This window comes from Actinocorallia aurantiaca (assembly GCF_039533685.1).
Classification (GTDB): Bacteria; Actinomycetota; Actinomycetes; order Streptosporangiales; family Streptosporangiaceae; genus Actinocorallia; species Actinocorallia aurantiaca.
The window spans coordinates 4,551-13,603 of record NZ_BAAATZ010000017.1; the positions used below are offsets into that span (position 1 = coordinate 4,551).

Sequence of the window (9,053 nt, forward strand, 5' to 3'; positions counted from 1 at the left end):
TCCCTGGACGACGCCCTGGACCCGCTCACCCAGATCGTGGACGACCACGTCCTGATCAAGGTCACCGAGCCGCCGGCGCGGCCCTCGGCGTAGTCGCGGATCGCGTCGAGGTCGTCGATGGTGCGGTAGACGAAGACGCCGGGCAGGTCCTTGCCCTCGACCGGCGGGACGAACGGGGCCGAACCGGTCGCCAGGACGAGCGCGTCGTAGGCGACGGTGCGCCCGAGCGAGGTGCTGACGGTCCTGGCCTCGCGGTCGATCTCCACGACCCGCTCGCCGGTGAGCACCGAGACCTCGGCGCCGTGCGGGGGGTAGGCCAGGTCCGCGCCTTCCAGGTGGGTGGTCAGAGCGACTCTGTCGTACGCGGTGCGCGACTCCTCGCCGATGACCGTGATCTTCCAGGCGCCGGCGGTGTCCCGCTCGCGCAGTGCCTCGACGAGCCGGTGCGCGGCCGGGCCGTGGCCCACCACCACCAGGTTCTCGGGGGTTGCCTCTCCTCCAACATCCATGTGCCGATATTCGGAAGAACGCGTTTCGCGTCGGCGTCCCCTTTGTCACCCCTGTGTTAAAACACGCTCACGTCGAGACATGGCTGTTGTCGTGGCGTGACCAATAGGCGGACAATTCACGCTTTTTTCTCCAAATGTTAAAACCCGCCGTGACGTTTACGTCACGACGGGTTCAGCCCGAAAAGGTCAGGCATCCACCGATTCCTGCTCCTGGAGCCAGGAGACGATGCCCTCCAGCGCGTCCCGGCAGGAGCCGCACCCCGTACTCGCCCGGGTCGCCTCCGCGACCTCCCCGGCGGTCCTGGCGCCCTCCTGCCAGCAGGCCCGGATCCGCCCCTTGGTCACGTTGTTGCAGTGGCAGACGGTCGCCGCGTCCGGCATCCGCACCGGCGTGTCCGCGCTCGCCGCCCCGCCGATCCCGCCGAACAGCAGGCTCAGCCGCTCCGACGGCAGGGCCGCCGCGCGGTCGTACAGCTGCGTGAGCGTCCCCACCGTCGAGGTGTCCCCCAGCAGGATCGCGCCGATCAGCCGGCCGTCCCGGATCACCACCTTCTTGTAGGTGCCGCGCGAGGAGTCGGCGAACTGCAGGACCTCGACCTCCTCGTCCTCGTCGCCGTGGTGGGTCTCGCCCATCGAGGCCAGTTCGATGCTCGCCGCCTTCAGCCGGGTGATCTGCTTGGCGCCGGTGAAGCGGGCGGCCGGCTCGGTCCCCGCCAGCAGGCCCGCCAGCACCTCGGCCTGCTGCCAGGCCGGGGCGACCAGCCCGTACACCTCGTCCCGGTGCTCGCAGCACTCGCCGATCGCCCGGACGTCCGGATCGCCGACCGACCTCAGCTCGTCGTCCACCAGGATCCCCCGGCCCACGGCCAGGCCCGCGTCGCGTGCCAGGGACACCTCGGGCTTCACCCCGCAGGAGAGCACCACCAGGTCGGCCTCGACGAACTCGCGGGCGCCGTCGGGCAGAGCCAGCTCCACCCCGCACACGACCGGCTCGCCCTCCGGGCCCTCGGCGGTGCGCAGCGCCGAGACCGCGGCGTTCAACCGGGAGCCGATCCCCAGCCGGTCCAGCGTCCGCGCCAGGACCCTCCCGCCCTCGGGATCGAGCTGCCGCTCCATCAGGTGCCCGGCCAGGTGCAGGACGGTCACCTCCAGGCCCCGGCCGACCAGGCCGCGAGCGGCCTCGATGCCCAGCAGCCCGCCGCCCACCACGACCGCCCTGCGGGCGGTGCGCGCCATCTCGATGATCTCCTGGCAGTCCTCCAGGGTCCGGAAGACCAGGGCGCCCGAGGGCAGCCCCTCCGAGGCGAGGCCCTCCCGCCCGCCGGGCCGCAGAACGGGCATCGGCGGGATGAAGGCGGTGCTGCCGGTGGCCAGCACCAGGGTCTCGTAGGGGGTCACCGAGCCGTCGGACGCCAGCACCAGCCGGGCCTCCCGGTCGATCGACAGGACCGAGACCCCGGAGCGGACGTCCACCTCCTGCCGCTCGTACCAGGCCTCGTCGACCAGCGCGATGTGGTCGGCCCGGGTGTGCCCGGCCAGGACGTTCGACAGCAGCACCCGGTTGTAGGGCTGCTGCGACTCGGCGCCGAAGACCGTGATCGGGACCTTCGGATCGCGGGCCCGCAGCTCGGTGACCAGCCGGGAGCCGGCCATCCCGTTGCCGACGACGACGATGCTCATCAGACGCCTTCCAGGGGGTGGGGTTCGGGGACGGGAGGACCGGCGGGCTCCACCCGCACCGCGCAGACCTTGAACTCCGGCATACGGGATATCGGGTCCAGCGCGGGGTTGGTGAGCGTGTTCGCCCTGCCCTCCCCTCCCCAGTGGAACGGCATGAAGACGGTGTCGTCGCGGATGGTGTCGGTCAGCCTCGCCCGGGCGATCGATACCCCCCGCCTGCTGGAGACCCGCACCAGCGAGCCGGGCTCGACGCCCAGCCGCTCCGCCAGGTCGGGGTGCAGCTCGACGAACGGCTCCGGAGAGGCGTCCACCAGCTGCCGCACCCGCCGGGTCTGGGCCCCGCTCTGGTAGTGGGCCAGCACCCGGCCGGTGGTGAGGTAGACCGGGTAGTCGGTGTCGACGTCCTCCTCGGGGCCGCGGTGCTCCACCGCGGTGAACCTGGCCCGCCCGTCGGGCGTGGCGAACCGGTCGAGGAAGGGCCGCGGGGTGCCCGGGTGGTCCGGTGACGGGCAGGGCCAGAAAACCCCGCCCTCCTTCTCGATGCGCTCGTAGGTGATGCCCGAGTAGTCGGCGATGCCGCCGGCGCTGGCCCTGCCGAGTTCGGCGAAGACCTCCTCGGGCTCGGTGCTCCAGGTGCCCGGCGCCTCGAGCCGGACCGCCAGCCCCCGGATGATCTCCAGGTCGGTCCGCACCCCCTCGGGCGGCTGCGCCGCCCGCCGCCGGCGCAGCACCCGGCCCTCCAGGTTGGTCATCGTCCCCTCCTCCTCCGCCCACTGGGCGGCGGGCAGGACGATGTCGGCGCGCCGCGCGGTCTCCGACAGCACGAAGTCGGCGACCACCAGCAGGTCCAGCGAGTTCAGCCGCTCCTCCACGACCGAGGCGCGCGGCGCGGAGACCACCGGGTTGGAGCCGAAGACCAGCAGGGCCCTGGGCCCTCCCTCTGTGCCCAGGGCCATCAGCAGCTCGTAGGCGGACCGGCCGGGACCGGGGATGATCTCGGGTTCGACCCCCCACACGGCCGCCACCCGGGCCCTGGCCTCCGGATCGTCGATCCTGCGGTAGCCGGGGAGCTGGTCGGCCTTCTGCCCGTGCTCCCTGCCGCCCTGGCCGTTGCCCTGGCCGGTGAGGCACCCGTAGCCGGAGCCCTCGGTGCCCGGCAGGCCCAGGGCGAGCGCCAGGTTGATGAACGCGGTGACGGTGTCGACGCCCTGCGCCTGCTGCTCGGCCCCGCGCGCGGTGAGGATCAGGGAGCGCCCGCCGGCCGCGAGCATCCGCACCGCCTCGCGCATGTGCGCCACCGGCACCCCGGTGATGCGCTCCACCCGCTCGGGCCAGTAGGAGTTGACCACGGTCCGCAACCGGTCGAACCCGCTGGTCCTGGCCTCGATGTAGGAATCGTCCAGCAGGCCCTCGGCCATCGCCAGGTGCAGCATGCCGTTGGCCAGCGCCAGGTCGGTTCCGGGCGTCAGCTGCAGGTGCAGATCGGCCTGCCTCGCCGTGGCCGTGCGGCGCGGGTCGGCGACGATCAGCGCGCCGCCGTTCTCCCGCATCCGGTTGAGGTGGCGCAGGAACGGGGGCATCGTCTCGGCGACGTTCCCGCCGACCATCAGCACCACGTCGGCGTCGCCCACGTCGGTGATCGGGCCGGGCAGCCCGCGGTCCATGCCGAACGCCCGGTTCAGCGCGGCGGCGGCCGACGACATGCAGAAGCGGCCGTTGTAGTCGATCTGCGAGGTCCGCAGGGCGATCCGGGCGAACTTGCCCAGCTGGTAGGCCTTCTCGTTGGTCAGCCCTCCGCCGCCGAAGACCGCGACGGAGTCCGGGCCGTGGACGGCCTGCAGGGCCCCGACCCCGGAGGCGATCGCGTCGAGCGCGGTCTCCCAGGACACCGGTTCCAGCGGGGCGCCCTCGTGCACCCGCATGAGCGGCTCCGTCACCCGGTCGGGGACGTCCAGCATCTCCCCCGCCGACCAGCCCTTCTGGCAGAGGCCGCCCGCGTTGGCGGGCACGTCCTCGCGCGGGGTGATCACGGCGGTCCCTGGTCCGACGGCGATCGACATGCCGCACTGCAACGCGCAGTACGGGCAGTGGGTGGGTGTGGCACCCGGTTCGCTTGCGGCCATGTCTCGATCGTGTTCGGGGGCCGTTACCTGCCCGCGTCCCTTGCATGACCGCGGTGTTAATTGGCGCTCACCCGGGACGCGACTGATTGTCAGGAAGTGGCCTGACCAGCAGCATCCGACTCGCTCCTGTCCTAGGGTCAAAGACATGTCCGACGTTGAGTACTTCGCCTCTCTTCCCCGTACCCGGGGGGCCGCATCCGCCCTGCTCCTCGACGAACTCGACCGAGTGCTGCTGGTCAAACCCACCTACAAGGCGGGCTGGTTCCTGCCCGGCGGGGTGATCGAACTGGGCGAGTCCCCCCTGACCGCCTGCCTGCGCGAATGCCAGGAGGAGCTGGGCCTCGTCCCGGACCTCGACGGGATCGCCTGCTTCGACTGGGCCCCGCCCGAAGGGGAGATCGACGCCACCAACGTCTGGGTCTTCGCCGGCCGGATCAGCGCCGAGCAGATCGCCCGGATCGTCCTGCCGCCCGACGAGCTCTCCGACCACCGGCTGGTCCCCCGGGACCAGATCCCCGACCTGGCCCCGCCGCACATCGCCCGGCGCCTGGCGGCGATCCTGGCCGCGGGCGGCCGTCCGGTCTACCTGGAGGACGGGACTCACCCGAGGGTGCCCGCCCCCCGGCCCGGCACCCCCTGACCTCCCCCTGCTCCCGGGCCCCGGTCAGGCCGGGGCGCGGTCGCGGATCATTTCCGCGGCGGCCGGATCACTGGCCCGGGCGCAGTGCGCCGAGCAGTACCAGTGCCGGCCGACCTCCACCCCGTGGCCGATCACCCGGCACGAGCAGTGCTCGCAGATCGGCGCCAGCCGGCTGATCGCGCACTCGAAGCTGTCGAACACGTGCACCGACCCCTGCGTGTGCACCTCGAACGCCATCTCGTAGTCGTTACCGCAGACCTCACACCTGCCCATACCGTAACTCTCCCCCCGAATGAAGACTTCCGATCGGAGGGCTACCCCGGGGACCGCCCGATCATGCGGGCACCCCGTCTCACCTGCGGCGACGCGCCCGGACGGGGTTCTCCCTGCTCCACTCCTGGGACCGCCCGGACGAGCGCAGCACCCGGATCCACGGGTCGTCCTCCCGGCACAGGGGCAGGTGCGGCACCCCCCACGTCCAGGCGCCGACCAGGACCTCGGGGTCCGCGGGCCGGTAGTCCTCGCCGATCGCCCTGGCCAGGTCCCAGGCGTGCAGGTGCCACTCGACGCTGGCCGAGCCCGCGTGGTCGCCGACGGTGTACTTGGTGCCCCGGTAGATCAGGTGGGTCTTGTTCCAGGAGTCCGGGATCAGGTCCAGGTAGGCGTCGGCCGACACCGTGAACGACATGATCCGCTCCCGGCCGGACTCCGGCGGCAGCACCGCCAGCTCCGCGGCGTTCTGGCGGGACTGCTGGCGGATGAGGACGGCGGTCGCGATGTCCTGCGCGAAGAGCTTGGCCAGCCGGCTGTCCGGGGCGTCCTGCAGGAACTCCAGCTGGTTCTCCGCGACGCAGCGCAGGTGCCCGGCCAGGTCGATCGCCAGCCACTCGGGGCAGGGGGTGAGGGCGTCCCAGTCCGCGCAGCGGGCCGCGAACCACCGGATGGCCGCCACGCCCGCCCGGTAGGACTCCATCACCCGGTCCCCGTCAGGCGGCCTGCGATCCAAGTCCTCTCCCCCATCCCCCGCCGAGCCGGTACAGCTGGCTCGGATGCCTCGTCACGCCGGTGACGCCGCGCGACCGTCCCCGTGCGCGCAGGTCAGATTCTCAGAGTTCCGGCCGCCGTGCCACTCGGCGCACAGCGTGCCGGACGCACGCCCGCCCCCGCCCGCGAGGGGACGGGGCACTAGACCCGCGTGAGGGCCCGGAAGCTGAGTTTGTGGGCCTCGCGAGCCGTCCGCAGCCGGTCCAGCTCATCACTGTAGGGGCGGACGGAGGGCTTCGCCTTCGCCTTTCGCCGGAAGATCTCGGCGGCCCTGGTGGAGCCGTAGGCGCGCGTTCCCATCGCGACCCGCTCGGCGGCCTCCGCCGCGGCGATCGCCTCGCTCAGAGCCGCCTCCAGCTCTCCGTGCAGGACCCGTACCTCCGAGGCGTCCCGCCGTTCCGCCTGCGCCTCCCGCAGGGCGCCCTCGGCCCGCCCGACCGCGGCGATCCGGTCGGGATAGTTAGCGGCGAACTCCCGGTCGTCGGCGAACTGCGCCGCGACCTCCGGGCTGATGCGTCGACCGAAGACCATGCTCAATCCCTTCCGTTCACATTCTGGCCCGCAGCCTACGCGTCCCGGGGCCGCAGGGCATCCTCGCCCGAAGGTTTCGTGTCGGCTTCCTCGCGGAGAGTCCCCCGGAAGGGTTCCGGACCCGGCCTTTACGTAGTAAGGTTCAGGGTATCCGCCAGGACCGCCATGAGAGGCAGCCGTGACCACCCTGCGTGAACCGCTCACCCGCGACCGCATCATCCAGGCCGCGCTGCACATCGTCGACGGGCAGGGCCTGGGACGCCTGACCATGCGCCGCCTGGGCGACGCCCTGCAGGTCGAGGCGATGGCGATCTACCACCACCTGCCGCGCGGCAAGGAGGAGCTGCTCGACGGGCTGGTCGCGCACGTGGCCGTCCTGCCCGCCGACACCCGCCCCCTGGCCGGCGAGGACTGGCGGGACCGCATCAACGCCTGGGCCGCCGCCTACCGGGCCCGGCTGGTCGAGCACGCCGGGGTGCTGCCGCTGGTGGTCACCCGCCGCAACCCCGCCGCCCTCGCCGTCACCTCCCGCTCCCTGACCGAGGTGCTGCGGCTGGGAGGCTTCCTCGAGGCCGCCGCGGGCTCCGCCGCGCACGCCCTGCTGTCCTTCCTCATCGGCCACGCCGCCCTGGAGATCCGGGGGCTGGAGAGCCCCCAGCCCTACCCGGTGGACTGGGACCGCCAGTTCGAGTCCGGGCTCGAGGTACTGCTCTCGGGCATGCTCACGGCGCTGCTGTAGCCGCTCACTCCTCCACGATCAGAAGCTCCAGGGCGTGCGGGCCGCGGCCGCCCGACGGAGGCGGGCCGGAGATCCACGTCAGCGGCCGGTCCGGCGCGAGCCGCTCCACCGCCTCGGGGACGGTGCCGACGATCTGGTCGGCGCGCACCACGCACAGGTGGTAGCCGGGCACCAGGGTCAGCGCCCGGCGGCCCTGCGCCCTGCCGCCGTCCAGCACGACCGTCCCCGTCTCGGCGACGGCCAGCGCGCAGCCCGTCACCGCCCCGTCCGTCTCGGCCAGCTCGTCGGTCTCCAGCCTGGGCGCGTCGGCCAGGGCCTCCACGCCCCGCAGCTCGGCCAGCCAGCCGAACGGGACGTCGGCGGGGACGGCGATGCGCGCGATTCCGCGCGCCCACAGCGCCGAGGCCACCGCCGTGCCCAGGCCGTCCGCCCCCACGTGGCGCACCGTGGTGCCTCCTCCGGCGTGCTCGGCGGCCCGCTCGGCGAACAGCGAGGCGAGGTCCCCCCGGACGAGCGGGGCGCCTCGCGGTAGGAGGACCTGCCCGCCGGGCTCCGGGCGCGCCGCGGGTCCGCCCGTGCCCAGCGCCTCACGGACGCGGCGCAGGATCTCCTCCCGGGCGTTCACCGGCGCGACCTCCACCACTCGCGGAACGTCCGGTGGGGCAGGACCGGCAGGTCCCGGGCGTCCGTCCACCGGCCCGCGAGGCCCGACAGGACCGGCAGGCCGCGCACGCCCCTCCCCCCGGACAGCAGGCCGCTCCAGCGGTGGAGCCGCCTCAGGGCCCGCTCGTAGCGGCGCCGGTCGCCCATCGCCCGCGCGGCGGCGCGCATCAGGGCCAGCTCGGGGGTGGGCACCGGACGGCGGCGGCGGGACTCGACGACCCTGGCCCGCAGGTGCACCAGGATCCCGGGGATGTCGATGCGCACCGGGCACACGTCGGCGCACGCCCCGCACAGGGTGGAGGCGAACGGCAGGGACGCCTCGTAGGCGGGTTCGATCCCGCGCAGCTGCGGGGTGAGGATCGCGCCGACGGGACCGGGGAGGTCGCCGTAGGGGCGGTCGCCGACCCGCTCGTAGACCGGGCACACGTCCAGGCAGGCCGAGCAGCCGATGCAGCGCAGCGCCGCCCGCCCCGTCTCGTCCTTCAGCACGGCGGTGCGGCCGTTGTCCAGCAGGACCAGGTGGAACTCCCGCGGCCCGTCGCCCGGGCGGGTCCCGGTCCACATCGCGGCGTGCGGGCTCATCCGCTCGCCCGAGGACCGGGGCAGGAGCTGCAGCAGCACCCCGAGGTCGCGCAGGCGCGGCACGACCTGCTCGATGCCCGCGACGGTGATCAGCGTCTCGGGGAGCACGAGGCACATCCGCCCCTCCTCCTCCGGCTCGAGCGCCACCACCGTCCCGGTCTCGGCCACCAGGAAACGGGCGCCCGAGACGACCGTGCCCGCCGCGAGGAGGCGTTCGCGCGGGGAGCCCGCGGCCTCGTGGACGGCGATCCCGGCGGCGGCGAGCGAGGCGGCCAGGCCGATCTCCCGGGTGACCGGGGACGGCAGCTCGACGACCTCGTCCCGGCCGGCCTCCCGCGCCAGGAGGGCGACGACGCCGGCGGCCTCGGCCGCGTCCCGCGCCCAGTGGACCGTCCCGCCCGCCCGGACGACCTCGGCCTCGAGCCGTTCCAGCATCGTGTCGAGGTCGAGCAGCGCGCGGTCCTTCAGCGCCTCGCCGGCCCGGCGCAGCTCCTCCCAGCCGGGCAGCTCCGCCACCGCCTCGGCCCTGCGCAGCCGCTTGC

General features: G+C 73.5%; 9 protein-coding genes and 1 pseudogene. 2 read left to right on the plus strand and 8 right to left on the minus strand.

Annotation, left to right across the window (positions count from 1 at the left end):
* The 3 genes and pseudogenes from ABD327_RS20955 to ABD327_RS20965 form a co-directional block, all read right to left on the minus strand.
* Positions 1–509, minus strand: a pseudogene (locus ABD327_RS20955) (FAD-dependent oxidoreductase); the annotation flags it as partial.
* A 186-nt stretch (positions 510–695) separates the two neighbouring features.
* The gene (locus ABD327_RS20960; protein WP_344452250.1) at positions 696–2,189 is read right to left on the minus strand and encodes an FAD-dependent oxidoreductase; all 1,494 of its coding nucleotides are present in this window, start codon (positions 2,187–2,189) and stop codon (positions 696–698) included.
* Positions 2,189–4,312, minus strand: coding sequence for a molybdopterin oxidoreductase family protein (locus ABD327_RS20965; RefSeq protein WP_344452251.1), 2,124 nt, complete (start codon positions 4,310–4,312; stop codon positions 2,189–2,191). The genes ABD327_RS20960 and ABD327_RS20965 overlap by 1 nt, the downstream gene beginning before the upstream one ends.
* Before the next feature lie 145 nt (positions 4,313–4,457).
* On the opposite strand from ABD327_RS20965, the gene ABD327_RS20970 reads away from it, so the two are divergent.
* A complete protein-coding gene (locus tag ABD327_RS20970; protein ID WP_344452252.1) occupies positions 4,458–4,952 on the plus strand; it encodes an NUDIX domain-containing protein in 495 nt (164 codons plus the stop codon).
* Between the two features lie 24 nt (positions 4,953–4,976).
* Here ABD327_RS20970 and ABD327_RS20975 read toward each other — a convergent pair whose 3' ends face one another.
* The 3 genes from ABD327_RS20975 to ABD327_RS20985 form a co-directional block, all read right to left on the minus strand.
* On the minus strand, positions 4,977–5,225 hold the full coding sequence (locus ABD327_RS20975) for a hypothetical protein (protein WP_344452253.1): 249 nt from the start codon (positions 5,223–5,225) through the stop codon (positions 4,977–4,979).
* Positions 5,226–5,304: 79 nt separating this feature from the next.
* Positions 5,305–5,958: a maleylpyruvate isomerase N-terminal domain-containing protein gene (locus tag ABD327_RS20980; protein ID WP_344452254.1), complete on the minus strand. Its 654-nt coding sequence runs from the start codon at positions 5,956–5,958 to the stop codon at positions 5,305–5,307.
* A gap of 179 nt (positions 5,959–6,137) precedes the next feature.
* Positions 6,138–6,527 carry a plectin gene (locus ABD327_RS20985; RefSeq protein WP_344452255.1) on the minus strand — a complete coding sequence of 130 codons (390 nt, stop codon included), beginning with the start codon at positions 6,525–6,527 and terminating at the stop codon, positions 6,138–6,140.
* 178 nt (positions 6,528–6,705) lie between these two features.
* On the opposite strand from ABD327_RS20985, the gene ABD327_RS20990 reads away from it, so the two are divergent.
* Entirely contained in the window at positions 6,706–7,266 is a 561-nt protein-coding gene (locus tag ABD327_RS20990) for a TetR/AcrR family transcriptional regulator (RefSeq protein WP_344452256.1), read from the plus strand.
* Positions 7,267–7,270: 4 nt separating this feature from the next.
* On the opposite strand, the gene ABD327_RS20995 is transcribed toward ABD327_RS20990, so the two are convergent.
* A complete protein-coding gene (locus ABD327_RS20995) occupies positions 7,271–7,909 on the minus strand; it encodes a LutC/YkgG family protein (protein WP_344452257.1) in 639 nt (212 codons plus the stop codon).
* Positions 7,888–9,053 (minus strand): LUD domain-containing protein (locus ABD327_RS21000; protein ID WP_344452258.1); only part of this gene is annotated, 1,166 nt, incomplete at its 5' end. The genes ABD327_RS20995 and ABD327_RS21000, both read right to left, overlap by 22 nt.

Excerpts from the sequence above, each read along its gene's own strand:
- ABD327_RS20985 (WP_344452255.1), bottom strand. The coding sequence starts at position 6,527 with ATGGTCTTCGGTCGACGCATCAGCCCGGAGGTCGCGGCGCAGTTCGCC.
- ABD327_RS20965 (WP_344452251.1), bottom strand. The coding sequence starts at position 4,312 with ATGGCCGCAAGCGAACCGGGTGCCACACCCACCCACTGCCCGTACTGC.
- ABD327_RS20960 (WP_344452250.1), bottom strand. The coding sequence starts at position 2,189 with ATGAGCATCGTCGTCGTCGGCAACGGGATGGCCGGCTCCCGGCTGGTC.
- ABD327_RS20970 (WP_344452252.1), top strand. The coding sequence starts at position 4,458 with ATGTCCGACGTTGAGTACTTCGCCTCTCTTCCCCGTACCCGGGGGGCC.
- ABD327_RS20975 (WP_344452253.1), bottom strand. The coding sequence starts at position 5,225 with ATGGGCAGGTGTGAGGTCTGCGGTAACGACTACGAGATGGCGTTCGAG.